The 22942-nt window shown below is 33.9% G+C and carries 27 protein-coding genes and 1 tRNA gene; 10 read left to right on the forward strand and 18 right to left on the reverse strand.

Going from position 1 to position 22942, the window contains the following annotated elements:
* Positions 1–224 precede the first annotated feature (224 nt).
* The 4 genes from ACFFU9_RS14575 to ACFFU9_RS14590 are packed head-to-tail and all read right to left on the reverse strand — an operon-like array spanning position 225 to position 3274.
* The gene (locus ACFFU9_RS14575) at positions 225–1286 is read right to left on the reverse strand and encodes a 2,3-butanediol dehydrogenase (protein WP_379862214.1); all 1062 of its coding nucleotides are present in this window, start codon (positions 1284–1286) and stop codon (positions 225–227) included.
* 44 nt (positions 1287–1330) lie between these two features.
* Positions 1331–1915: an MliC family protein gene (locus tag ACFFU9_RS14580; RefSeq protein ID WP_379862215.1), complete on the reverse strand. Its 585-nt coding sequence runs from the start codon at positions 1913–1915 to the stop codon at positions 1331–1333.
* 5 nt (positions 1916–1920) lie between these two features.
* Positions 1921–2340 carry a DoxX family protein gene (locus ACFFU9_RS14585; protein WP_379862216.1) on the reverse strand — a complete coding sequence of 140 codons (420 nt, stop codon included), beginning with the start codon at positions 2338–2340 and terminating at the stop codon, positions 1921–1923.
* A 4-nt stretch (positions 2341–2344) separates the two neighbouring features.
* The gene (locus ACFFU9_RS14590; protein WP_379862217.1) at positions 2345–3274 is read right to left on the reverse strand and encodes a DsbA family protein; all 930 of its coding nucleotides are present in this window, start codon (positions 3272–3274) and stop codon (positions 2345–2347) included.
* A 175-nt stretch (positions 3275–3449) separates the two neighbouring features.
* Between ACFFU9_RS14590 and ACFFU9_RS14595 the strand changes: the two genes are divergently transcribed.
* From ACFFU9_RS14595 to ACFFU9_RS14625, 7 genes are all read left to right on the forward strand, one after another.
* Positions 3450–3812 carry a winged helix-turn-helix transcriptional regulator gene (locus ACFFU9_RS14595; protein WP_379862218.1) on the forward strand — a complete coding sequence of 121 codons (363 nt, stop codon included), beginning with the start codon at positions 3450–3452 and terminating at the stop codon, positions 3810–3812.
* A gap of 559 nt (positions 3813–4371) precedes the next feature.
* Positions 4372–4456: transfer RNA gene (locus ACFFU9_RS14600), tRNA-Leu, on the forward strand.
* Between the two features lie 78 nt (positions 4457–4534).
* Entirely contained in the window at positions 4535–5434 is a 900-nt protein-coding gene (locus ACFFU9_RS14605; protein WP_379862219.1) for a MerR family transcriptional regulator, read from the forward strand.
* Between the two features lie 46 nt (positions 5435–5480).
* Positions 5481–6947 (forward strand): bifunctional phytoene desaturase/3,4-desaturase, encoded by a 1467-nt coding sequence (gene crtID / locus ACFFU9_RS14610; RefSeq protein ID WP_379862220.1) that lies wholly within the window; start codon positions 5481–5483, stop codon positions 6945–6947.
* Between the two features lie 42 nt (positions 6948–6989).
* Positions 6990–7829 carry a phytoene/squalene synthase family protein gene (locus ACFFU9_RS14615; protein ID WP_379862221.1) on the forward strand — a complete coding sequence of 280 codons (840 nt, stop codon included), beginning with the start codon at positions 6990–6992 and terminating at the stop codon, positions 7827–7829.
* Positions 7830–7840: 11 nt separating this feature from the next.
* Positions 7841–8302 (forward strand): sterol desaturase family protein, encoded by a 462-nt coding sequence (locus ACFFU9_RS14620; protein WP_379862222.1) that lies wholly within the window; start codon positions 7841–7843, stop codon positions 8300–8302.
* Between the two features lie 3 nt (positions 8303–8305).
* Complete coding sequence (locus ACFFU9_RS14625; protein WP_379862223.1) at positions 8306–9451, forward strand: lycopene cyclase family protein; 1146 nt, start codon at positions 8306–8308, stop codon at positions 9449–9451.
* 35 nt (positions 9452–9486) lie between these two features.
* On the opposite strand, the gene ACFFU9_RS14630 is transcribed toward ACFFU9_RS14625, so the two are convergent.
* The 12 genes from ACFFU9_RS14630 to nusB form a co-directional block, all read right to left on the reverse strand.
* Positions 9487–10449 carry a D-2-hydroxyacid dehydrogenase gene (locus tag ACFFU9_RS14630; protein ID WP_379862224.1) on the reverse strand — a complete coding sequence of 321 codons (963 nt, stop codon included), beginning with the start codon at positions 10447–10449 and terminating at the stop codon, positions 9487–9489.
* A gap of 74 nt (positions 10450–10523) precedes the next feature.
* Positions 10524–11087, reverse strand: a complete 564-nt coding sequence (locus tag ACFFU9_RS14635; RefSeq protein WP_379862225.1) for a TlpA family protein disulfide reductase — start codon at positions 11085–11087, stop codon at positions 10524–10526.
* A 142-nt stretch (positions 11088–11229) separates the two neighbouring features.
* Complete coding sequence (locus ACFFU9_RS14640) at positions 11230–11679, reverse strand: DUF5606 family protein (RefSeq protein WP_379862226.1); 450 nt, start codon at positions 11677–11679, stop codon at positions 11230–11232.
* Positions 11680–11732: 53 nt separating this feature from the next.
* Positions 11733–12323, reverse strand: coding sequence for a peptide deformylase (gene def / locus ACFFU9_RS14645; RefSeq protein ID WP_379862227.1), 591 nt, complete (start codon positions 12321–12323; stop codon positions 11733–11735).
* 73 nt (positions 12324–12396) lie between these two features.
* Complete coding sequence (gene ruvX, locus ACFFU9_RS14650; RefSeq protein WP_379862361.1) at positions 12397–12807, reverse strand: Holliday junction resolvase RuvX; 411 nt, start codon at positions 12805–12807, stop codon at positions 12397–12399.
* A gap of 225 nt (positions 12808–13032) precedes the next feature.
* Positions 13033–14232, reverse strand: a complete 1200-nt coding sequence (locus ACFFU9_RS14655; protein WP_379862228.1) for a glutamate-5-semialdehyde dehydrogenase — start codon at positions 14230–14232, stop codon at positions 13033–13035.
* A 15-nt stretch (positions 14233–14247) separates the two neighbouring features.
* Positions 14248–15018, reverse strand: a complete 771-nt coding sequence (proB, locus tag ACFFU9_RS14660; RefSeq protein WP_379862229.1) for a glutamate 5-kinase — start codon at positions 15016–15018, stop codon at positions 14248–14250.
* A 4-nt stretch (positions 15019–15022) separates the two neighbouring features.
* Positions 15023–15826, reverse strand: coding sequence for a pyrroline-5-carboxylate reductase (proC, locus tag ACFFU9_RS14665; RefSeq protein WP_379862230.1), 804 nt, complete (start codon positions 15824–15826; stop codon positions 15023–15025).
* Positions 15827–16119: 293 nt separating this feature from the next.
* Positions 16120–16488 (reverse strand): GNAT family N-acetyltransferase, encoded by a 369-nt coding sequence (locus tag ACFFU9_RS14670; protein ID WP_379862231.1) that lies wholly within the window; start codon positions 16486–16488, stop codon positions 16120–16122.
* A gap of 465 nt (positions 16489–16953) precedes the next feature.
* Positions 16954–17238 (reverse strand): preprotein translocase subunit YajC, encoded by a 285-nt coding sequence (gene yajC, locus ACFFU9_RS14675; RefSeq protein WP_379862232.1) that lies wholly within the window; start codon positions 17236–17238, stop codon positions 16954–16956.
* Between the two features lie 46 nt (positions 17239–17284).
* Positions 17285–17740, reverse strand: a complete 456-nt coding sequence (locus tag ACFFU9_RS14680; RefSeq protein WP_379862233.1) for a DUF1573 domain-containing protein — start codon at positions 17738–17740, stop codon at positions 17285–17287.
* Between the two features lie 160 nt (positions 17741–17900).
* The gene (gene nusB, locus ACFFU9_RS14685; RefSeq protein WP_379862234.1) at positions 17901–18845 is read right to left on the reverse strand and encodes a transcription antitermination factor NusB; all 945 of its coding nucleotides are present in this window, start codon (positions 18843–18845) and stop codon (positions 17901–17903) included.
* A 237-nt stretch (positions 18846–19082) separates the two neighbouring features.
* Between nusB and ACFFU9_RS14690 the strand changes: the two genes are divergently transcribed.
* Both ACFFU9_RS14690 and ACFFU9_RS14695 read left to right on the forward strand, forming a co-directional pair.
* Positions 19083–20846, forward strand: coding sequence for an ABC transporter ATP-binding protein (locus ACFFU9_RS14690; RefSeq protein WP_379862235.1), 1764 nt, complete (start codon positions 19083–19085; stop codon positions 20844–20846).
* A gap of 131 nt (positions 20847–20977) precedes the next feature.
* Positions 20978–21367 carry a PUR family DNA/RNA-binding protein gene (locus ACFFU9_RS14695; RefSeq protein ID WP_379862236.1) on the forward strand — a complete coding sequence of 130 codons (390 nt, stop codon included), beginning with the start codon at positions 20978–20980 and terminating at the stop codon, positions 21365–21367.
* Positions 21368–21431: 64 nt separating this feature from the next.
* Here the strand turns inward: ACFFU9_RS14695 and ACFFU9_RS14700 are convergent, their stop codons facing one another.
* Positions 21432–21767: a tRNA-binding protein gene (locus ACFFU9_RS14700; RefSeq protein WP_379862237.1), complete on the reverse strand. Its 336-nt coding sequence runs from the start codon at positions 21765–21767 to the stop codon at positions 21432–21434.
* 46 nt (positions 21768–21813) lie between these two features.
* Between ACFFU9_RS14700 and ACFFU9_RS14705 the strand changes: the two genes are divergently transcribed.
* Positions 21814–22368, forward strand: a complete 555-nt coding sequence (locus ACFFU9_RS14705) for a thioredoxin family protein (RefSeq protein WP_379862238.1) — start codon at positions 21814–21816, stop codon at positions 22366–22368.
* Between the two features lie 40 nt (positions 22369–22408).
* On the opposite strand, the gene ACFFU9_RS14710 is transcribed toward ACFFU9_RS14705, so the two are convergent.
* Positions 22409–22831, reverse strand: coding sequence for a hypothetical protein (locus tag ACFFU9_RS14710; protein ID WP_379862239.1), 423 nt, complete (start codon positions 22829–22831; stop codon positions 22409–22411).
* Positions 22832–22942: the final 111 nt, after the last annotated feature.

Consider the following 22942-nt stretch of genomic DNA (forward strand, 5'->3'; position numbering starts at 1 on the left):
TATACGTATTTGCCAATACTTCAAAACAATCTAGCTCATTTAATTTTTTAGAATCTTTACAATCTATATTCGCGTCGTTTTTGTCTGAACTCAAAAAAAAGCCATCATCAACAAAGCTATTATGATGATGGCGTTTATTTATAGGATTATTATATAACACCTACTGCTTAAATATGGATTTTATCATGAGGGTATTTCCGGGGCATTACATAGTTTCGTTTTAATTAAGCATTAATGTTAACCAAAATTTTAACTTCTGAAGGGTCGTTCGCTAAAGCTTCAAAGCCTTTTTCCACAATTTCATCTAAAGAGATTACACGCGTTATCAATTTTTCTACGGGCAATCTCCCACTATCGATTAAAGCTATCACCTGAGGGAAAATATTGCGATAGCCAATTATTCCTTTTATGGTTATTTCTCTCATCGCCTGATCTAAAGCATCATGTTCTATTTTTTTCATAAAAAGAGCAACCAAAACTGCTGTTCCACCATTACGAAGACTGTTAATTCCTGTATCAAAAGAAGCTTGAACTCCAGCTGCATCAATAAAAACATCTACACCATTTCCTGTTATCTCCCTGATTTTTTGAGGAATATTTTTGTCCCTAGCATCAAAAGTGTGGGTTGCACCAATCTCTTTTGCCTTTTTCAATCTGTTTTCTGAAAGGTCTGTAATAAAAATTTGAGATGCTCCAGAAGCTAGCGCAACCTGAGCTGTAAGCAAACCAATAGGTCCAGCACCAGCGATTAGCACCGTATCCCCCATTTTCATCCCACTTTGCTGTACACCATATGCAGCAACAGCTGCAGGCTCTACAATAGCGCCCTGCTCGAATGTTATTGTATCGGGCAATTTATGTACCATATAATCTTCTACTATGGCATATTTAGCAAAAGCCCCATTGGATGTTAAGCCTACAAACCCCAAAGGTTCTGATAGATTATAGTGTCCTGAAGCAATAAATGGACTTTCAGGGTTTCTAAAAATAGGCTCTACAGTTACCCGGTCTCCCTTTTTAATGTGTTTCACATGTTCTCCCACTTCCTCTACGACTCCAGCAAATTCGTGACCAAGGGTTGTGGTTCCTTTATGACCATTGAGTGCATATGGGGCCTCTACTGGAATTAATTGAGGGCCATCCAAGTATTCGTGCAAATCTGACCCACAGATTCCTGTAAACTTTACAGCAATCTTTACTTGGTTTTCTTTTGGTGAAGGAATTGAAGTTTCCTCTACCCTAATATCCTTTGCTGCATGCCAGCGAGCCGCTTTCATCGTCTTCATAATGCTTTGTTTTTAAAATTATTAAATATTTTTTATAAACAGAATTATTCGCTCCAATTGGTAAACACCGTTTTTCCGTCTTTTAATAAATCATAATTATCACCTTTACCTCTTAATTCATACTGGTCGTTTTTATACCAAACCCCCGAAGCTGCTTTTTCCTGTACCAAGTCCAACTGATCTCCACCGTTTAAATAGGCTTTAACAGTACCTTCCGTATTATTGAAGGTCATGTTTAAAACATCGCCTTTAGTGTTCTTTACCTCTAAATTAACGATATCATCCTGATGCTCAAAAACAATGTTTTCATCTTTTCTTAATACTATATCGTTGCCTTTTCCTCGTAATTCATATCGGTTGTTTTTATACCAGATACCTGATGCCGGTTTTTGTGAAATCAATTCTATTGTTTCATCATCAAAACTTAGTGTTACCGTTCCTTTTGTATTATTAAATACTAGTTCTAATTTTTTTCCGTCTTTATTGGTCGATGTGCTTGTAGTAATTTCATCTGCAACGCTTTCAACCGTATCGGGTCTTGGTATTTCTGTACTTTCTTGTTTTGCGGATTGCTTGCAAGCACCTAAAAACACTAGTACTAGCATTGCTATTGCTAAATTTTTTTTCATCTTTTTTATTTTTTATTAAATATTAAGTTATCCATCGAATATTTACCGGCACCTGCAATTAATATAACCAAATAAATTGAAGCATAGAGTAAGGGTAACTCCTGTTTTACAAATGGATCTGGAATATGAATAATAAATGTTGCTACCAGCATGGTAATAAGCAAAGGAATAACCGCAAGACGTGTTGCAAAACCTAAAATCAAGAATGCAGCACAGACCACTTCTGAAAATACAGCAAGTGCCAAACTGGTTGTCGCGCCTAAACCAATGGGATCCGGAAACTGTATGGGATCACTTCCAAACAATGGAGCGACTTTACCAATGCCATGGGTTAACATTAAAAGGCCACTTGCAATACGAAGTATCAGCAACGAAAAATCTATATTTTTAGAATAAGAACCTGGGTTAAAAATCTTTTTTATCATAATTTTATTGTTCTTTTATGGTCCACATAGACCCGTTTTTTGTTGTCCATTTATCTAAAGTCCCTTGTGCTGAAAGCTCATTTAAAAATGCTTCGCTTTCGTTTCTTGGAGTTCCTGAAAGTTCTGAATATTCCTTAGCCGTGAGTGATGGATATATGGAGAAAAGAAACTCCCAATTTTTACTGTATTCGCTTTTTATTGCATTCGGATTCAATTTTAAAATAGCCATTTCATAAAAAGCATAAGGCCGGGTGCCATATACGGTTTCTTTATTTTCTGTTTCATCAATAAAAAACAGGGTTGGAAACCCCCTTACGCCTAACTCCCTTCCTAACTTTAAATCATCCTCGAACATCTCTTTTGCCCGACCTTCAACATCTGTTTTTAATTGTTCAACATCGAGACCTACAAGTTTAGCCGCTAATGACATATGCTCCCATTTGGCAATATTCTTCTTTTTAAGAAAAACCAGCTCCCTCATTACTCGCATAAACCACTGGGCTTTCTCCTCATCTTGTAGTTGGGCCGCTTTAAATGCTATAGACGGTGGATAAGAGGAGTCTAAAGGGTCTTCTAACCATAAATCACCATCAATAGGCATATCGTAATGCACACTCACTTCATCCCAATGTGACGCTACGTCGGACGGTTTTCCAATACCGCCACTATTATAACTCCAATCGGGCAATAAACCGCCCATCCTGTACTCTATTTCAAGAGCATTGCCATATTCTAGTTTCAGTTTGCGCAATTGCGGTTCAATTCCCCAACATGACGAACAAATAGGATCTGTATAATAAATTAGTTTTAGAGATTTCTCTTTTGAGCCCACCTTGCTTTTAGTTGAAGTGTTCGAGCTCTCATCTGCAGTTTCACACACTCCCGTTTCTATATCGCACAAAAGTGGATTATTTTTTATGATTTCGTTTTTCATTATTTTTTTAGGATTTATTTCGTTAACATTTATTTGCAAACCACCACATGTTAACCGCTTATTACAAATATAAGAAAAATAAGTGTATATTTGATAATCAATTCCTTTTAGGAAGTGGTTTCCATAAGGAAACCACCTTAATAGTATTTTGTATATAAATCTAGTTTTTTAAGAAATGAAAAAAAAATCCACCATAAACAATACTCCTACTTGTCAAATTAGGATGCAAGCTATTAGCGACACAATGAGCATTCTATCTGGAAAATGGAAATTCCATATTTTAGGGACACTTATAGAAGGCCATAAATTAGGCTTTATGGATTTACAACGAGAAATAAAGGGTATTGGCAGCAAAATGCTTTCCAAAGAACTTCAGGATTTAGAATCGAACCATTTAGTTAGTCGTACGGTTATGGATACAAAACCTATAACTGTTGAATATGCTATTACTGAATATGGCGCAACACTGTCACCATTAATTAACGAACTTGCAAAGTGGGGCATCTCATATAGACAGTCTGTCCATGGTTCTAAATAGTGGTTCATTAAATTTGATGGAGGTGAAAAGAAAAAATCAGTCTTAAGTTATTACCATGTTTAATCCTATTCTTAAGTATAACTACACTTAGTATTAGCATACCAAAGCTTGATAGCTTTTTTTGGCTACTACCAGCTCTTAGTATTAGCAAATACAGGCCAACTTGAAAACTGTTCCCTTTGTTGGAAAAGAGCATGTGTTTCTTGTGCTTTTAAATTTAATGAACCACGCCAAAGTAGGTGATAGACTTATAAAAAAAGAATTCTAAAGTTTATGTTAAACCATACAGGGTTCTCCATAACCACCATTAAGTTGGCTTGGGTAAATTTAGTACTTGTAAAATTTAAAATCATTATAATTTTATTTCCTATATTTGCAGCACGAATCCTATAAGCTTTTATTAGTTTAAGTTCACATTCGTAAATATTGACATTTTGATTTAGCAAAAAGCTTTGCTCTGCCAGCACCTAGAACTTTTGTTCCAAGTCTGACTGAGCCACAATAAAAAAAAGTTAAGCCCTATTTGCTTAACTTTTTTATTTTTATGTACTTTTTTAATGCGCACGTGGCGGAATTGGTAGACGCGCCAGCTTGAGGGGCTGGTATTCGCTTAGAATGTGGAAGTTCGAGTCTTCTCGTGCGCACAAAAAGTCATTTTAAATCTCCTTTTTTACTTATCTAATATATTTTACGTAATATTGTTTAACTTTTCCAATACAAAGATGAACAATATTAAAACTCAATTTAGCATTAAGGATTTAGAAAACCTTACAGGCATTAAAGCCCATACTATAAGAATATGGGAAAAACGCTACAACTTATTGAGCCCTAATAGAACAGATACTAATATTAGACACTACAGTTTAACTAGTTTTCAAAAGCTCTTAAACATCTCTTATCTCAATAGTAACGGTATTAAAATTTCTAAAATAGCAAATCTTAACGAAGATGAAATCCCTATAAAAGTTAGAGAAATTGCTTCAAGATCAAATATAGAGAACCATGCTGTGAATGCTTTTAAAATGGCAATGATAAATTTCGATCAGGCTCTTTTTTACAACACCTACAATAGCCTTATCGAAACCAAACCTTTTAGCGAAATATTCTATACCGTATTTTTACCACTATTAAATGAAATCGGCCAATTGTGGCAAACCAATACCATTACGCCTGCCCACGAACATTTTATTTCAATCCATATCAAACAAAAAATACTGATAAACATTGAACGTCTTCAAAGTTTAGAACCCAGGCCAAAAACTAAAACATTTGTGCTTTTCTTGCCAGAAAACGAAATACATGATATTGGACTCTTATTTATAAACTATCAATTAAGAAGCAAAGGATATAATACTATATTTTTAGGAGGAAGCATCCCCATGGAAAGCTTAGTAGATTTACTTCAGTTCTATGATAGCATTACCTTTATTTCTTATTTTACTGTTAACCCAGATAGTAGCGAAATTCCTATATATCTAAAAAAGTTCGATACATTATTATTAAAGGAAAGACAAAACGAACTCCTCCTTCTAGGTAAAAAAACCCTAGACTTAGCCCCCTTCTTAATATCAAAAAAAGTCACTATATTCAAATCAATTGAAACACTTGTTAAACAATTATAAAGAATTCACTAATTTTGTTTAACTTTTAATTATATTTGTTAAACAAATGAAACAAACAATATCAATAATCGGTTCTGGTTTTTCGTCTTTGGCAGCATCTTGCTATTTAGCAAAGGCAGGTTATGAGGTTACCGTATTTGAAAAAAATGAAACCATTGGCGGCAGAGCCAGACAATTAAAAAAAGAAGGCTTTATTTTTGACATTGGTCCCACATGGTACTGGATGCCCGATGTTTTTGAACGTTTTTTCTCTGATTTCAATAAGACACCAGCAGAGTATTACAGTCTTGAAAAATTAAATCCGGCTTATAGTGTTTACTTTGGAAAAGACGATTTTATCACCATTGAAGATACTCTAGAAAAAATAGTAAAAGCATTTGAAGCAGAAGAAAAAGGCAGTTCCATAAAGCTTAAAAAATTTATAGACCAAGCCAAAAGCAATTATGATATTGCCATTAAAGACTTGGTTTACAATCCAGGAGTTTCGCCATTAGAGTTAATTACCCCTGAAACGATAAAAAAAGTAAATCAGTTTTTTGGAAACATTAAAAATGATGTAAGAAAGGAATTTAAAAATGACCGTTTAGCAAAAATACTTGAGTTTCCTGTTTTATTTCTAGGAGCAAAACCAAGTGACACCCCTTCATTTTATAGCTTTATGAATTATGCTGATTTTGGACTAGGCACTTTTCACCCCAAAAAAGGCATGTATCAAGTTATTTTAGCCATAGCAACCATGGCGCAGGAATTGGGCGTAAGTATTAAGACGAATTCCCCGATTGAAAAAATTATTGTTAAAGACAATAAAGCCACGGGAGTGATTTCTAAAGGCACAACTTACTATTCCGATATTGTGCTTAGTGGTGCAGATTACCACCACTCTGAAACACTTTTAGATAAGACCCATAGACAATACTCTGAAAGTTATTGGAACAAAAAAACATTTGCCCCGTCTTCTTTATTGTTTTATATTGGTTTTGATAAAAAATTAAAAAACGTAAACCATCATACATTATTTTTTGATGTAGATTTTGATGTCCATGCTCAAGCTATTTATGATCATCCTAAATGGCCAGACAAACCTCTGTTTTATGCTAGTTTCCCTAGTATGACAGACCGCCATGCAGCTCCTGAGAACATGGAGGCTGGTATATTTTTAATCCCTTTGGCGCCTGGACTTAAAGACACACCTGAGCTAAGAGAATCATATTATGAAAAAATTATCACGAGATTCGAAAATCTAACTTCTCAAAAAGTAAAGGCTCATGTTATTTTTAAAGAATCGTTTTGTATAAACGATTTTATAAAGGATTACAATTCATATAAAGGCAATGCGTATGGTATGGCAAATACTCTTTTGCAAACTGCTTTTTTAAGACCCAAATTAAAAAGTAAGAAAGTTAAGAACCTATTTTTTACGGGGCAATTAACGGTTCCAGGGCCTGGAGTTCCGCCTGCTTTGATTTCGGGTAAACTGGTGGCAGATTTAATCGTAAAACATCACAAAAATTAAAACTGTGGCACCTAATCTTTTAACAAATAGCAAAATTAACAGATGAAAGCACTTTTCGATACCGTTTCTTTTAATTGCAGTAAAATTGTAACTAAATCTTACAGCACCTCGTTTTCGTTGGCTACTAAGATGCTTTATAAATCTATCCGACAAGATATTTACAACATCTATGGTTTTGTAAGGTTTGCCGATGAGATTGTAGACTCGTTTCACGATTACGATAAAGAAATGCTTTTTAATAATTTCTCAAAAGACTTAGAAGATGCCATCACCCATAAAATAAGCTTAAACCCTATACTCAATGCATTTCAACATACATTTCACAATCATAGTATAGACAAAAACTTAGTGGATGCGTTTATGTTAAGCATGCAATTAGACTTACATAAAACGACCTACCTCACGCAAGAAGACTTTAAAAAATACATCTATGGCTCTGCAGATGTAGTGGGCCTTATGTGCTTAAAAGTTTTTGTAAAAGGCGACGACTTAAAATATGATGAGTTAAAAGATACCGCCATGGCATTGGGCTCGGCATTTCAAAAAGTGAATTTCCTTAGAGATTTAAAAGCCGATGTCGAAGGGCTGAACAGAAGCTACTTTCCTAATATCGATTTAATAAATTTAGATGAAACTTCTAAAAAATTGATTATAAATGATATTGAAGAAGATTTTAAAAAAGGTTTAAGCGGCATAAAAAAACTGCCCATTGAAGCAAAATTCGGGGTTTTTATGGCGTATCGCTATTACTCCCAACTTTTAAAAAAATTAAAAAAAACACCTGCACTACACATCAAAAACACAAGGATACGGGTATCAAATCCGAAAAAAATCGAGCTTTTAATGCGTAGTTATGTAAAATATCAATTAAATTTAATGTGATTTAAAAAATTATGAAAATAGTGTTGTGGATATTGGTTTTTGTTGGCGTTTTCTGCTTTATGGAGTTTATGGCATGGTTTACCCATAAATATATCATGCATGGTTTTTTATGGCATTTACACAAGGACCATCATAAAAAAGACCATAAAAGTTGGTTTGAACGTAATGATGCCTTTTTTCTGTTTTATGCCGTTATAAGTATGATTTGTTTTTATCTATGGAGCTATGAAAATATTTGGTATTGTTTACCCATCGCTTTAGGCATTATGGCCTATGGCGCCACTTATTTCTTGGTACATGACATATTTATCCATCAGCGTTTTAAACTATTCAGGACTGCCAATAACAGGTACGCTAAAGGCTTGAGAAGAGCACATAAAATGCACCATAAACATATAGGAAAAGAAGATGGCGAATGTTTTGGCATGCTAATGGTTCCTTTTAAGTATTTTAAAAATAAGAAGACGCGTTAAGGCATGACCCCTACATACCAATTTGATTATATTATAATAGGACATGGCCTGGCCGGTTTTCAACTGGCTTTAAAGTTAAGTTCCGACTCTTTTTTCGATGCTAAGCAAATTGCACTAATAGACCCTTCTAAAAAAAATACCAACGATAAAACATGGAGCTTTTGGGAAACTGAGCCTTCGCAATGGGATGCTGTAACTTACAAATCATGGCATAAGGCTACCGTTATTACTTCTAAAAAAAGTATTGCTCTAGAACTCTCTCCTTATCGCTACAAAACGATAAAAGCTATTGATTTCTATACTGAAGCTAAAACAAAACTTAAACAAAAGAAGAACATCCATTTTATACCAGAACGTGTTATTTCTCTAATAGAAAACGAGCAGGTAAGCGTTAAAACGGAACAAAATACATATACCTGTTACCATGTTTTCGATAGTCGGCTTCCTAAAGCATTTTCAATGGCATCTAAAAAATATGTTCACTTAATCCAGCATTTTAAAGGCTGGATAATAAAAAGCGAAACAGATGTTTTTGATGAAACCCAAATCGTCATGATGGATTATCGTCTCAAGGACGGAGAACAAACCACTTTTACATACGTATTGCCATTTTCTAAAAAAGAAGCCCTAATAGAATTTACTTACTTTACAAATACAGTAGTGGACGAATCTGTTTACGACCATTACATTACAACCTATATTAATCATTATTTACACCTTAAAGATTATACTATTATTGAAACTGAAAAAGGAGCAATTCCCATGACCAATTTTCCTTTTCATAAATGGAACACTAAACAAATCACAAAAATAGGTACCGGCGGCGGCTGGGTAAAAGGGTCTTCTGGATACTCTTTTAAGCATACCGAAAAAAAAACAAGCTTAATTATTGATAATCTGAAGGCCAATAGAACGCCTTCTCATCGTTTATTTCAGCGTAAGTATAAGTTTTACGATAAAGTGTTTTTAAAAGTTTTAAAAGATGAAAACCATAAGGGTGAATGGATTTTTCAGCAGTTCTATGATAAGAATACGTCACAAACCATGTTTCGTTTTTTAGATGAAGAATCCACCTTCTACGAAGAACTTAAAATTATGGCATCCTTATTCTCTTGGAGCTTTATAAAAGCTTTTTTTAAAACGCTTTAAACTAAAAAAAAAAAACACTATGCTTTTTAAAAGAATTAGTTAACCACATGAATAGGCTGCCCTTCTAAATAAGATTTTAAGTTTTTAACGGCTGTTTGCATCATTCTATTTCTAGAGGCCTTTGGAGCCCAAGCAATATGAGGCGTAATTATACAGTTTTTTGCTTGTAATAATGCATTATCGGCTTTAATAGGTTCTGTAGAAACTACATCTACAGCCGCTCCTGCTACCTTATTAGAATTAAGTGCATGCTTTAAATCTTCTTCAACAACTAAGCCTCCTCGTGATGTGTTTACAATCCGTACACCATCTTTCATTTTGTTGATATTTTCCTTATTTATAATACCTTCAGTAGAGGCAGTTAATGGACAGTGCAAACTAATAAAGTCGGACAACTCCAACAACTCATTCAACTCTACATATTTACACGTATCGTTTTCAAGACTAAAATCTTTACTTCGGTTATACGCCAGGATATTCAAACCAAAAGCTTGAGCTATTTTTGCAGTAGCCTGACCAATTTCCCCAAAACCAATAATGCCCAATGTTTTACCATCAAGTTCTATTAGAGGGGTGTTCCAAAAACAAAAATCGAGTGATTTTGTCCATTGTCCGTCTTTAACAGCTTTGGAGTGGTCGCCCACATGATGGCACATTTCCAAAATTAAAGCCATAGCAAATTGTGCTACAGCTTGCGTACCATAATTAGGAATATTGGTTACTACCATACCGAGCTCTTTTGCCGTATCTATATCAATGATATTATAGCCTGTTGCCAAAACACCGATATATTTAACCTGTGGCACTTTAAGTAATACCGCTCTCGACAAGGGGGTTTTATTGGTAAAAATCACTTCCGCATCACCAATATTCTTAATAATCTCTTCGGAATTAAATTTAGAACGATCATAAACTACCAATTCGCCAAACTGCTCAATACCTTTCCAGTCTAAATCGCCCGGATTAAGGGTATAGCCATCTAATACCACAATTTTCATTTTGTTTTTTCTTTTAGTGTTCTGTAAAATTATAAGAAAAATTACAGAATAAGAACAAAAATGGGTAAAGAATTCTAATCCATAAGTAAATTATCTATAGTATTTCTTACAAAATCACTGTTCCAGTTTGCCGCTCCAGTTTCATCAATAATAATTTTTCCAGTTTTATCGATTAAAAATGTTCTAGGAATGCTCTTGGTATTTAAAACCTCAGGATTATCTGTAATACTACTATAGGTTTTAAAAGTATAGTTTTTATCTTTCAAAAACCGATTGATAACTTCTGTAGATTCATTAGAAACCAATAAAATATTAATTTTACCTTGGTAATCATCATAAAGTTTCTGCAAACTAGGCATCTCGGCTATACATGGAGGGCACCAAGTAGCCCAGAAATTAACCAGCACAACTTCTCCCTTTGTATCTTGAAAATCAAAAAAATCGCCATTAATATCCTTTAACTGCCAATCGTAACTTCCAATATTGACCTGTTTCTTATCATCGATCTTGGAGGGACTAAATAAAGCTAATCCTTTATTAATAAAAACCTGAATAGGGCGTCTTGTTTGAGGGATAAGCAATAGCGCCAACAGGATTATAAAAATAATATTACTTGTTTTGGGTCTTGAAATCTTCATCTAAATTACATTGTGAAACAGCCTATTTTAAAACTGCGATTAACCTCTAAACATACAAAAATAGATGGCCATTATAAAAAAAAATTAGCTAAAAAAAAAACCTCCCAGAAAGGAGGTTTAATATGGTTACAAAAATGAAAAATTATGCTTCTTTTTCTGTAGCTTTTTCATCTGTAGGATTTTCAGCAGCTTCACCTTCTGCATCTAGAAGATCCAACATATTATGTTCCTGAAGCAAATTATACCATTTTATTACTTTTTTAATATCGCTAACATAAACCCTATCTTCATCATAATCTGGTAAAATGTCGAAAAAATATTCTTCTAGTTTATCGTTGTTATCTTTCGCTTTCACACTTGCAAGTGCTCCATTTTCCTTTTCTTTGATTTTTGCCAATACTTTTATTAAGGGTACTTCTTCCGACAAGGTGTAAATGGCAATTTCACTTAAAACACTAACATTTTGTTGAATTCCAATAGAAATACGTTTGTTATCCAATAACGATTCAGCAATAAAACCTCCTCGTGTTTGAGTCACTAATTTATAAAGCCCTGGTTTTCCACCAATAGCCAATACTTTTTCTAAGCCCATAATTTATTTTTAAAAGTGGCAAATATCATCTGTTTGATGATGTTTTGCAAATATTATCGTGTCTTTTTTTGGGCGGGAAACCGCATTCTGTAATCCACCGTAATTTTTCCTTTCGAAATATTGGAAAGTTTTCCTTTTATTAATCGTTTTTTAAGACTGGAGAGTTTGTCTGTAAACAATACGCCTTCAATATGATCATATTCATGTTGGATAACGCGTGCTATCAATCCATCAAAAACCTCGGTATGTTCCTCAAAATTTTCATCCAAATAGGTTATAGTGATTTTGGGTTTTCTAAACACATCTTCTCTTACATCTGGAATACTCAAACAACCTTCGTTGAAGGCCCACTCCTCCCCTTCTTCCTTAGTTATTTTAGGGTTAATAAAAACCCTTCTAAAGTTTTTCAAATCATGCTGCTCCTCTTCCGAAAGCGTATCATCTTCAGAAAACGGATCTGTATCGATAACAAACATACGAATGGACAGCCCTACTTGAGGGGCTGCCAAACCTACGCCAAAGGCATTGTACATCGTATCGAACATATTTAATAAAAGCGCATCAAAAGCAGGATAGTCTTTTGCAATGTCTAATGCTTTTTTCTTTAAAACAGGGTCGCCATAGGCAACTATTGGTAAAATCATGGAATTAATTGTACAGTTGACTGCAAAAATACAATACTTAAAATATATGGAAAGATTTTAAGCTTAAAAATTTCTATTTTGAATACAAGTAGCTTTGTAAAATAAGTGTCGCACTAATTTCATCGACCAAGGCTTTATTTTTACGCTGTTGCTTTTTGAGTCCACTATCAATCATCGTCTGAAAAGCCATTTTAGATGTAAAACGCTCATCTACACGCTTTATCGGTATTTGAGGAAACTGCTTTTCCAGTTTCACAATAAATGGCAAGATAAGAGCCTCACTTTCTGATGCAGTATTGTCCATCTGTTTAGGCTCTCCTATTACAAAAAGCTCTACCTCTTCTTCTTTTGTATACGCTTTTAGAAAACTAATAAGTTCACTGGTATTTACGGTTGTGAGTCCTGAAGCGATAATTTGCAAAGTATCGGTTACAGCAATACCTGTTCGTTTCATACCATAATCTATTGCTAAAATACGAGCCATATGTTTTTTTTTCAAAAATAGAACATTAAAACCTCTGAAAGGCCAATAAACAGAACAGATTTTACTTGAAAGCTAAAAAGGATTAAAGCTCTAATGCAGTTTCCTTTTTAAGTGTGCCATATAGCAGATTAAAGAGGTATTAAAACGATTAGATAAAAAGAAAAAAAACCGATGTCTTAAAAATAAAACACCGGTTTAAAAATTTATAACATGCTGTAAACACGTTTATTTACGGATATGCCCATCACCATAAACATAATATTTATTGGTTACCAACTCATTTAACCCTAAAGGGCCTCGATGGTGTAATTTATCGGTACTAATTGCAAGCTCTGCTCCAACACCTATTTGGCCACCATCAGTAAATCGTGTAGAAGCATTTCTATAAACAACGGCACAATCTACCTGCTGCATAAACTCATGGGCCACATGATCGTCTGTAGTCATGACACTGGCCGAATGTCCTCCGGAATATAGGTTAATCAAATCAACAGCTTCCTCAAGCGTATCTACAGAACCAATACAACATTTTAAGGCTAGAAACTCTTCATACCACACCTCATGGTCTTCAATAAGGGTTTCATCCTTTAAAACCTTCTTAGTGGCATCGTCTACCAATAGTGTTACCTTATGGTCTTTTAATAGACTTTGAAGCTCTTTCAGTTTTTGAGAATAGTCTGGAATTTTAGTGCTGATAAGAATTTTGTCTAATGCATTACAAGCCGATATTTTATCTGTTTTAGCATTTAAAATAACCTCTAAGGTTTGTCCCCAATCGGCTTTAGCGTCTACATATAGAAAGTTATTTCCTCTTCCACTTACCAACACAGCGCATTTAGCATGGTCTTTTACAAATTTTATCAATTGTTCTCCACCTCTTGGCACTATTAAATCTAGAGGTTCTGTTGGGTTTCTAAGAAAAGCTTGAGTGTCTTCTCTATTCAGGGTCATAAGCTGAATATAATCTGAACTTACATTGTTTGCCTTTAAAGCTTGGTGCCAAAAATCTACCAAAACTTTGTTGCTATGCAAAGCCTCTTTTCCGCCCTTAAGAAGAATTTTGTTGTTTGCTTTAAACGCTACAACAGCAGCCTCTACAGTAACATCGGGTCTAGATTCATAAATAATCATGATAGTGCCAAAAGGGGCAGTTTTATTTACCACTTTCAATCCACTCTCCAATGCTTTATCACTAATAATAGTGTTTACAGGGTCTTCTAGCGCTTTAACTTCTGAAATGGCCTGTACCATACCATCAATTTTCTGATCGTTAATAATTAAACGATCGAGCATGGCTTGATCATCTTTAGTAAAAGCTTCTATATCTTTTTTATTGGCGTCTAACAAAGGCTGATGATTCTTATTAAGAATATCGATCATACTTTGTAGAACGTTATTTTTTATTTCTTCTGATAATAATTTCATTATTGTTTTTTTAAATTAATAGGACACTTTCGTTCCTGTAAATTTCCCATCAAAAATATCTAGAATAGAATTGTCTTTTTTACCATTCGCGATATATGTAGGGATGTTATTTGCGGCCGCCTTTTGAGCATAATCTAATTTAGAGCCCATACCGCCTCTACCTTCTCCTTCATTTTTTGTATTCTCTTTTATGTACTTATCTAAATTTTCGTCTGGACTAACATTTTTAACAAGGTCACTATCTTCTTCATCTGGATGCCCGGTGTAAAGCCCGTCAATATCGGTTAATATAATAAGTTTATCAGCGTTTATCAATTGAGCGATTAAACTTGCTAACTCATCATTATCGGAAAACATAGACATGGTTACCGATACGGCATCATCTTCATTAGCGATAGGAATAACGCCTTCAGACAATAAGCCTTCACAACAGTTAATCATGTTTTGACGATGAACTCCAGGGCTAAAATCTCTTTTTGTTGGCAATACCTGGGCACATTTCATGCCATAGTCGTTAAATATATTATAATATAGACGCATCATTCTAGGTTGTCCTATAGCAGAATATACTTGGCGCCTTTGGGTATCGTTTTCTATTGAAGACTCTCCCAGCACCTCTCTTCCTGCAATAACAGACCCAGAGGACACCAATATGGTAATGATATCTCGTTCATAAAGTTCTGCAATTTGCTTTACCAAACGTCTTAGCACAGGTCTTACAATTCTGTTATCCCTATTGGTCATAACATTTGTACCTACTTTTATAACTACTCTTTCTTTATACATGTTGTTATTGTTTTCCTAGTTCTACGGCTCTATTAAAGGCAGCGTATGCAGCTTCTTGAATTAATGCATTTACTTTGTTATTATCCATGGAATCTAAAGCAGCCTGCGTAGTCCCTCCTTTTGAGGCAACTCGCTCCATCCAAGATTGAGGCGTAAGATCTGATTGGTTGAAAAGTTCTACAGCACCTTTAAACGTTTGGCTTACCAAAAGTGTAGCATCGTTTTTTGAAAACCCCATTTTTTCCGCGGCTTCCATCATACTTTGCATAAAATAAAACACATAAGCTGGTCCGCTCCCAGAAATTCCAGTAGAGGCATCGATAAAACGTTCACTTTCTACTTGAATGGATTTTCCTGTGGTATTAAGCAAGTCTTCAACGGTTGCGACCTCTTCTTTTGAAACATCAGACGTAGCTATAAAAGAAGTAAGCCCTTGGCCTATTTGAGCTGGTAAATTAGGCATAGCTCTCACAACTTTACTAAGCCCTGTTCCTGCCTTTATGGTTTCTATGGTGACTCCTGCCATAACGGAAACAGCCATTTGATTTGAATTTAATAGCGGCTTTATTTCTTCAAATAAACTTTCTGAATGGTATGGTTTAACTGCAATAAATATGATATCTGCTTTAGGCACACAGTCCCCAAGCTCTTTATAGGCATCAAAATAAGAGATTTCGTTCAATTCTTTTAACTTTTCATCTGATTTATCTAAAACCATGATGTTCTCATTATTGAGACGCTTAGATTTTGACATTCCTTCAGCGTATGTAAGCCCCATATTTCCTGCGCCTATTACTAGTACTTTCATGTATATGTATGTATTGATTATTTAAATTAAAATAAGTATTGTGTAAAATATTAAACAAATAACATTTTGTCTTTATTGATTTTTTTGTCCTGGAAGTACATTTCTTTAGTTTTACTTATGGTTTTTATTGGTAAGCCAAATATGTAACGTTTAACATAAGTGATTCGAGTTATAATTTCGAACATTTTTTTAGAACTTCGTTTTTTGTAAGTAGTCTTTCTTTTTATTTGTATAATTTTCATTTTAATGTAATGTTTAAGTGGTTATCGAGGGGGTTGTTTATATATTAAATACTAACGTTCCAATATCATTTCAATATTTTTAGGCTTAAACCCTCTGTTTTTAAACAGCTCTACCACAGGGTTGTTTTCATTTATGTGTAAAGAGATATCTCCTTTACAATATTTAATCATGTAAGTTATCAATTCTTTTGCAATACCTCTGCCTCTGTAAGATTTTTTTACAGCAATATTAACCAATATATTTTCAGACATGTATTCATTCATGCCTGTTTTATTAACGACCAAGGCCCCTACAATCTCTGTTTTATGCTCCATGGTAAACACAAAACCGCCAAGACCGGGAATTTCTTTTGAGGCATATAACAACGATTTTTTAACGGCACTTTTTCCATCTCCAAATTCACCGGAGTTTTCGGACAAAAAACGAGTTATACGATTAATATCATTGATCGACAACCTTGTAAAGGCATCAAAAGTTTTTATAACCATTTATTTTCTATTATTTAAGTAACACACTCTAAGTGTCTGGTATAGTAAATGAGGCTAAATTTAATTCAAGCAAGCGTATTTGCACTTATATTGAACTAACGCTCAATAACACTGTGCAAAGCAAAAGAATGAAATAGAATAGAGATTAACTCTTTTTATCAGCGTGAAGGAGGGATAAACTTATCGGATTGATTTCTGAAAACTAAAAAGTTAAAGCTATATATTCTGAAATTTCTCTTGTCATGAATCCTTTTAATCATGGTGCAAAAATACAAAAAACAGGAGCCTTAAGCAAGAAAAGTCCCTTAATAAACTTTTAAAGAGCTCGAGAACCAGGTCTAAAACGAAAAAAAGCCCCCATTTGGGAGCTTTTTTAATAAGTATTATAAGTTGCTTTTAAGCAGGTGTAACGTTCAATTTGGCGCTTAACTCCATAGAAATAGAAGAACGGTCGAATTTTAATTTTCCGGACATGGTTTCAATAACACAAGTTCCATCTTTGTCGTTCAGCTCCAGAATTTTTCCGTGCAAACCACTTTTGGTTATGATTCTATCGCCACGTTTCAATTCGGCGTTAAACTTTTTTTCTTTTTTCGCACGTTTCATTTGAGGTGCTATCATAAAGAAATACACCACTACGAACATTAAAATAAACGGCAAAAACTTACCTAACTCTTCCATACTTTTAAATATTTTCTAATTATTTTTAAAATTACTCTAACGCAGCTTAAGCGTTAGGGTCTGGTTTTACAAACGCCGATATTTTTACAATTTCGCTACCCTTTTCTGTATTTGCCGATACGGTAATGGTTTTAGAGACTTTATTAGACCCACTACCATTAAATTTCACGGTAAATTTAGCAGACTCGCCCGGTGCCAAAGGCTCCTTGCTCCAATCTTCAGGAACCGTACAACCACAAGTGGTTTTAATATCTGTAATAATTAAAGGCGCATCGCCTGTGTTTTTATAATTAAAAACAGTTTCAACAGCTGTTTTCGCTTCTATTTCACCAAAATCATGTTCAGACTTTTCAAATTCTAAAACAGGGAATTTAGAAGCAACGGCATCTCTTTCTGCTGCTTCGGTGACACTGTTTTCATTAATTTTTTTTGAAGCATCTTCTTTACAAGATGTAAAAACCATTAAGCATATTGTACTTAATCCTAAAATTACTTTTCTCATGTTGTTATAGGTTTACTGTGTTTTGTTGCCATTTAAATCCTCATTTTTGTACTCACAAAGATGACGTTATAATCGTTTTAAAATAGCGTATTAAATTAGGGTTACGAAAGTAGTAATTATTTAATCGATTTAAAATTTTTAGAGCTTTCTTAACACAACATTACATAAGTCCACGTCCTACTTTATTCAATTTCCCTTCTGCTTGGTACTCTTTTACCAACTTATCTAAAATACCATTTATAAAAATACTGCTTTTAGGTGTAGAGTACTCTTTAGCTATTTCCAAATACTCATTCATGGTAACTTTAATAGGAATTGACGGGAAGTGTTGCAATTCGCAAATGGCCATTTGTAACAGAACAAAATCTACATCTGCGATACGATCCGAATCCCAGTTTTGGGTTTTCAATTCAATTTCTTTATTTAAAACAGAGCTTTTCAACAGGGTTTTTCTAAAAATATCTATAGCAAACTGCTTATCATCCTCATCTTTATAAAGCCTAGGCACAAAATGGCCTTCAGACCCTGTAGTTTTCACCTTTCTTAACAATTTTAAGATGGTTGTGTTAACCGTGGGCAAATCGTCGAGCCAAGTAATGTTTTTATCTTCAATATAATCATAAAGTTTATCGTTGGGCGCGATAATATCTTTAAAAACATCTACAATAAAGTTCTTATCTTCTTTAAAATCAGACACTCTTGTTTCCATGTATTCCGCATACAGGTCACTTGAAACAATAGCTTTAAATATGATTTCAACATATTCGCTATCGAAATCCCAATAATCGATTTTGTAATTTTCAAGTGCGTTTTTAAGAGGCACACTTTCCTTAATAAGATGTAAGACTTGATTGTTTACAAATTTCCGATTAGGATCCTTATCTTCAAGGGTTGCTAAATGTTTGTTTTGCTTTTTCTTTAAATCATCTTCAGCTCGTTTCTGAACCTCAATCAACAAGGATAATAAAAGCAAATATAAATTGTACATATTATCAATGCTGAATAATAAAAACTTTTGGTCTTTACTAAAATCATCACTTTCACTACCTCTAAAGGCATAAAGAGTTTGCATTGCTTTTACTCGAATATGTCTTCTGTTTAACATACTTACAAAGAACTTTAATTTAATTAATGGAAAGAATCTTAACCATTTTCAGTTGGCAAAAATAATATTATTTTAAATGATTTACTTCATAATATCCGATTAATTATACTTTTTAATTTACACTATATTTAACAGTGAGCATCACTAAGAAATCCGTTTTTTATTAATATTACTTTATCTTTGCGTAATTAAAACAAAAGCATCCTTAGCTTTACAAAACCACAACAAAACCTGTAAATGAAAGAATTACAGCATCTTAATAAATATTTTCTAAAATACAAAAAACATCTTCTAGTTGGCATTGTCATTACAATCATTGCCCGAATTTTTTTGCTTTTTACACCTCGGTATATAAAAGAAATTTTTGCCGTAATAGAAAAGCGCATGGCGGGCACTATTTCTGAAGATGCTTTTCACTCAGAATTGGCCCATGCCATCCTAATCATAATAGGCGCTGCCATTATAGCGGGCATTTTCACCTTTTTAATGCGCCAAACCATTATTAACGTCTCGCGGTATATTGAATACGATTTAAAAAATGAAATATACGGACAGTACCAAAAGCTTTCCCTTAATTTCTATAAAAAAAACAGGACAGGCGATTTAATGAACCGTATTAGTGAAGATGTGGGACGCGTTCGTATGTACGCAGGTCCGGCAATTATGTACAGCATCAATACTGTTACCCTGTTTGTAATTGCACTTATCTATATGTTTAATGAAGCGCCAACATTAACCTTATATACCATTATCCCCTTGCCTATTTTATCGGTCGCTATTTATAAATTAAGCAAGGAAATTCATAAACGCAGTACTATTGTACAACAGTACCTTTCTAAATTATCCACATTTACACAAGAAACATTTAGTGGCATTTCTGTTATAAAAGCCTATGGTATCGAGCCCCAAACGGCTTCAAACTTCAATAGATTGGCAGACGAGAGCAAACAAACACAGCTTAGCTTAGTGCGGGTTCAAGCCTTTTTTTTCCCGATGATGGTACTTCTTATTGGCGCTAGTAATCTTTTGGTAATTTATGTGGGCGGAAAACAATATATAAATGGTGAAATTGAAAGTTTAGGTACTATTGCCGAATTTATCATATATGTAAACATGCTTACTTGGCCTGTAGCAACCGTGGGTTGGGTGACCTCTATTGTGCAACAAGCAGAAGCATCGCAAAGGCGCATCAATGAGTTTTTAAAACTAGAACCCGAAATAAAAAACACGGTAGATACCCATACAGCAATTTACGGCAACATTACATTTAAAAACGTGTCCTTTACCTATGACGATACCAACATACAAGCCTTACATGATGTAAGCTTTCACATCAATCAAGGTGAAACATTGGCCATTTTAGGAAAAACAGGCTCTGGAAAATCGACAATTCTCGATTTAATCGGAAGACTATACGACATTAATGAGGGCACTATTTTAATTGATGATACCAAAATAGACCAACATAACCTATCCGATTTAAGAAATAGCGTAGGCTATGTGCCGCAAGAAGCTTTTTTATTTTCCGACAGCATAAAAAGCAATATCAAGTTTGGAAAAGAAAATGCCACAGATGAAGACGTTATAGAAGCTGCAAAAAATGCTCAAGTGCATAAAAATATTATAAAATTCAATAAAAAATACGATACCATTCTGGGCGAAAGAGGCATTACATTATCTGGGGGCCAAAAGCAGCGCATTTCTATTGCTCGTGCTATTATAAAATCGCCAGAAATCTTATTATTTGATGATTGCCTATCGGCCGTAGATACAGAAACTGAGGAGAAGATACTAAAAAACCTGATGAAGATTACAGAAGGAAAAACGACGATTATTGTAAGCCACCGAGTGTCGTCGGCAAAAAATGCCGATAAAATCATTGTTTTAGAAGATGGTAAACTTATACAAGAAGGAACACACGAAACACTTATTAGTAAAGATGGTTATTACAAACACCTCTATATGAAACAATTAAGTGAAAATACCGAGGGTAATTCTTAATTTTAAAAAAAATGAGTTCCCTTTTTTAGCCCTCTAATCCATTAAAATTAAAAGAAACTTAATTTTTTGTTGCTTAATACATGTTTTTTTTAGATTTTTGAAGAACATAATGACAATTTTATAACGACTATATGGGTACACATGACATGATGGAGAAAGAGGAGATTTTTTCTAAAGTATTAAGAGCAGGAAGACGTACATACTTCTTCGATGTTAGAGCCACGAAAGCTGAGGATTATTATTTAACCATTACGGAGAGTAAAAAATTCACAAATGATGATGGATCTTTTCATTATAAAAAACATAAAATTTACATTTATAAAGAAGATTTCGCTGAATTTAGGGAGATTTTATCTGAAATGACAAATTATATTATCGATCAAAAAGGTGATGAGGTAATAAGCGAGCGCCATCAAAAAGATTTTAAGAAAGAATATGATGGTGAAGATTTTATCACTACAGAAGCCAATGAAGTAAAATCTACTGAAAGCTTTACAGATATCGATTTCGATGATATTTAAAACATCCACAACATTTAATTACAAACCGCTAATCTTTTGAGTTTAGCGGTTTTTTTTTAAGCATTTACCCAAAAACAGTTCCGTTTAAAACTTTTTCTTCAGGCTCTAGCAATATAATGTCCTTGCCATTTACCGCTCCTAAAAGCAAACACTCACTCATAATATTGGCAATTTGCTTTTTTGGAAAATTAACAACAGCTACTATTTGTTTTTGGAGCAAATCTTCCTTTTTATAAAGCCTTGTTATTTGTGCAGATGTTTTTTTGGTTCCTAGCTTACCAAAATCGATAGTAAGCTGATAAGCGGGCTGTCTGGCTTCAGGAAAATCTCGAACTGCAACAATAGTTCCAATTCTTAAATCTACTTTATTAAAATCCTCAAAAGTTATTGGCTGGTTCATTTTTTAAAAATACAAATTATCCCGAACTTTGAATAAACTTTTAATTATGGCAGATACGTCTTCAAACATGCTTCCGTTAGGAACCAAGGCTCCCCATTTCGAGTTGCTCGACACGGTTAGCGATACATTTTTAAATTTGAAGAATATAAAAGGAGCATGCGGAACCGTTATTATGTTTATATGCAACCATTGCCCTTTTGTACTCCATATAAACGATGAATTGGTGAAGATAGCAAATGAGTACACCAAGTTAGACATTCATTTTATTGCTATTTCCAGTAACGATGTTGTTAATTATCCTCAAGACAGTCCGGAAAACATGAAAAAACAAGCCCAACTTGAAGGCTATACGTTCCCATATTTATATGACGAAACACAAGAGGTAGCCAGAGCCTATGATGCGGCTTGCACACCCGATTTTTATGTGTTTGATAAAGATTTAGAGTTGGTGTATCGAGGTCAAATGGATGATTCTAGACCAGGTAACAAAGCGCCTGTTACAGGAGCAGATTTAAAATATGCGTTAGATTGTTTGATAAATATTAAAGAAAATACACGCATTCAAAAGCCCAGTATAGGATGTAATATTAAATGGAAATAATTAAGGCCAGACAGTTCTCTACTTAAAACGTTATTTTCTGCTAAGCAAAGTTAAGTGTATTAATTTTAGCTTCATTAATAGCCGAGTAAATACAATTAAAATTTCTGATTCGCTTTTTAAAAAAAAGCTGTTCAACAAACACGTTTAATTGATTAAGCCTGTTCATTCCTACCACATAATAGGCGCCAAGCGTGTATTTGTTTTCAAAAAAGGTATTCCAATCTAAAGCTATTACGGAGTATGAATTAATACGGTTTGAAATATAAATAACATTATTCCCGTTTGTGCTAAAATGTCTGCATAGGTCCTCACTAATATACTTTCCATGATGTTCCCAGCTAAAACTAATCCCTTGTTTGATTTCAGAAACCACAAAACCATCAAAAATAAAAACATTGCCAAAAGAATAGTTAAACTCTTTTAGAACTTCGGCATATATAGCTGTTTCTTTAATACTTTTCACGGTACAAAAATATGTGTTTTTTTTAAATTATTATCAAATCTTCAATATTCTGTTAAGGACAAACGAAAATAAAACAAAAAAGACTGATTTTTATAAACCAGTCTCTTTTTA

This window comes from Mariniflexile ostreae, assembly GCF_042427585.1.
Lineage (GTDB): Bacteria > Bacteroidota > Bacteroidia > Flavobacteriales > Flavobacteriaceae > Pseudalgibacter > Pseudalgibacter ostreae.

Bases quoted from the DNA above. Each gene is read 5' to 3' on its own strand.
- ACFFU9_RS14575 (WP_379862214.1), bottom strand. From the start codon at position 1,286: ATGAAGACGATGAAAGCGGCTCGCTGGCATGCAGCAAAGGATATTAGG.
- ACFFU9_RS14580 (WP_379862215.1), bottom strand. From the start codon at position 1,915: ATGAAAAAAAATTTAGCAATAGCAATGCTAGTACTAGTGTTTTTAGGT.
- ACFFU9_RS14585 (WP_379862216.1), bottom strand. From the start codon at position 2,340: ATGATAAAAAAGATTTTTAACCCAGGTTCTTATTCTAAAAATATAGAT.
- ACFFU9_RS14590 (WP_379862217.1), bottom strand. From the start codon at position 3,274: ATGAAAAACGAAATCATAAAAAATAATCCACTTTTGTGCGATATAGAA.
- ACFFU9_RS14595 (WP_379862218.1), top strand. From the start codon at position 3,450: ATGAAAAAAAAATCCACCATAAACAATACTCCTACTTGTCAAATTAGG.
- ACFFU9_RS14605 (WP_379862219.1), top strand. From the start codon at position 4,535: ATGAACAATATTAAAACTCAATTTAGCATTAAGGATTTAGAAAACCTT.
- crtID (WP_379862220.1), top strand. From the start codon at position 5,481: ATGAAACAAACAATATCAATAATCGGTTCTGGTTTTTCGTCTTTGGCA.
- ACFFU9_RS14615 (WP_379862221.1), top strand. From the start codon at position 6,990: ATGAAAGCACTTTTCGATACCGTTTCTTTTAATTGCAGTAAAATTGTA.
- ACFFU9_RS14620 (WP_379862222.1), top strand. From the start codon at position 7,841: ATGAAAATAGTGTTGTGGATATTGGTTTTTGTTGGCGTTTTCTGCTTT.
- ACFFU9_RS14625 (WP_379862223.1), top strand. From the start codon at position 8,306: ATGACCCCTACATACCAATTTGATTATATTATAATAGGACATGGCCTG.
- ACFFU9_RS14630 (WP_379862224.1), bottom strand. From the start codon at position 10,449: ATGAAAATTGTGGTATTAGATGGCTATACCCTTAATCCGGGCGATTTA.
- ACFFU9_RS14635 (WP_379862225.1), bottom strand. From the start codon at position 11,087: ATGAAGATTTCAAGACCCAAAACAAGTAATATTATTTTTATAATCCTG.
- ACFFU9_RS14640 (WP_379862226.1), bottom strand. From the start codon at position 11,679: ATGGGCTTAGAAAAAGTATTGGCTATTGGTGGAAAACCAGGGCTTTAT.
- def (WP_379862227.1), bottom strand. From the start codon at position 12,323: ATGATTTTACCAATAGTTGCCTATGGCGACCCTGTTTTAAAGAAAAAA.
- ruvX (WP_379862361.1), bottom strand. From the start codon at position 12,807: ATGGCTCGTATTTTAGCAATAGATTATGGTATGAAACGAACAGGTATT.
- ACFFU9_RS14655 (WP_379862228.1), bottom strand. From the start codon at position 14,232: ATGAAATTATTATCAGAAGAAATAAAAAATAACGTTCTACAAAGTATG.
- proB (WP_379862229.1), bottom strand. From the start codon at position 15,018: ATGTATAAAGAAAGAGTAGTTATAAAAGTAGGTACAAATGTTATGACC.
- proC (WP_379862230.1), bottom strand. From the start codon at position 15,826: ATGAAAGTACTAGTAATAGGCGCAGGAAATATGGGGCTTACATACGCT.
- yajC (WP_379862232.1), bottom strand. From the start codon at position 17,238: ATGGAAGAGTTAGGTAAGTTTTTGCCGTTTATTTTAATGTTCGTAGTG.
- ACFFU9_RS14680 (WP_379862233.1), bottom strand. From the start codon at position 17,740: ATGAGAAAAGTAATTTTAGGATTAAGTACAATATGCTTAATGGTTTTT.
- nusB (WP_379862234.1), bottom strand. From the start codon at position 18,845: ATGTTAAACAGAAGACATATTCGAGTAAAAGCAATGCAAACTCTTTAT.
- ACFFU9_RS14690 (WP_379862235.1), top strand. From the start codon at position 19,083: ATGAAAGAATTACAGCATCTTAATAAATATTTTCTAAAATACAAAAAA.
- ACFFU9_RS14695 (WP_379862236.1), top strand. From the start codon at position 20,978: ATGGGTACACATGACATGATGGAGAAAGAGGAGATTTTTTCTAAAGTA.
- ACFFU9_RS14700 (WP_379862237.1), bottom strand. From the start codon at position 21,767: ATGAACCAGCCAATAACTTTTGAGGATTTTAATAAAGTAGATTTAAGA.
- ACFFU9_RS14705 (WP_379862238.1), top strand. From the start codon at position 21,814: ATGGCAGATACGTCTTCAAACATGCTTCCGTTAGGAACCAAGGCTCCC.